The following is a 616-nucleotide window of genomic DNA, read 5'->3' on the forward strand; positions in this document are numbered from 1 at the left end:
TGAGCTGATGCCAATACTGCTCAGGTATTTAGGCACCACCATGGAGATGGCGACTTGGGGCTTAGTGTTTGCTTTGATCCTGTCGGTCATTTTAGCCAATATTCGTGTATTCAAAGTGCCCATTTTGGATCCGCTAAGCCAACTGTACATCAGCTTTTTCCGCGGCACTCCCCTGCTGGTACAACTATTTCTACTCTACTATGGTCTGCCACAAGTGTTACCGTGGATGGTCGGTTTAAATGCATTTAGCGCCGCGGTGATCGGGCTAACTCTTCACTTCGCCGCTTATATGGCAGAAAGTATTCGCGCCGCCATTTTGGGTATTGATCGCAGCCAAATGGAAGCGAGTTTGTCTGTGGGTATGACCACAAGCCAAGCAATGCGCCGCATTATTTTGCCGCAAGCTACTCGTATCGCGTTGCCATCATTAATGAATTACTTCATTGATATGATCAAATCGACCTCATTAGCTTTTACATTAGGAGTCGCTGAGATCATGGCCAGAGCGCAGATGGAAGCTTCGTCAAGCTTTCGCTTCTTTGAAGCTTTCCTCGCCGTTGCATTAATTTACTGGGCCGTAGTGGTGGTACTGACTCGGGTACAAATTTGGGCTGAA

Annotated in this window: 1 protein-coding gene; it reads left to right on the forward strand. The window is 47.6% G+C overall.

Annotated elements, in window-relative coordinates; all coding sequences use genetic code 11:
* Positions 1 to 616: amino acid ABC transporter permease (locus tag GMA8713_RS26205; RefSeq protein WP_062715581.1), on the forward strand; the 616-nt coding region annotated here is incomplete at both ends.

The sequence above is a fragment of the Grimontia marina genome, assembly GCF_900060185.1.
In the GTDB taxonomy this organism is placed as follows: domain Bacteria; phylum Pseudomonadota; class Gammaproteobacteria; order Enterobacterales; family Vibrionaceae; genus Enterovibrio; species Enterovibrio marinus.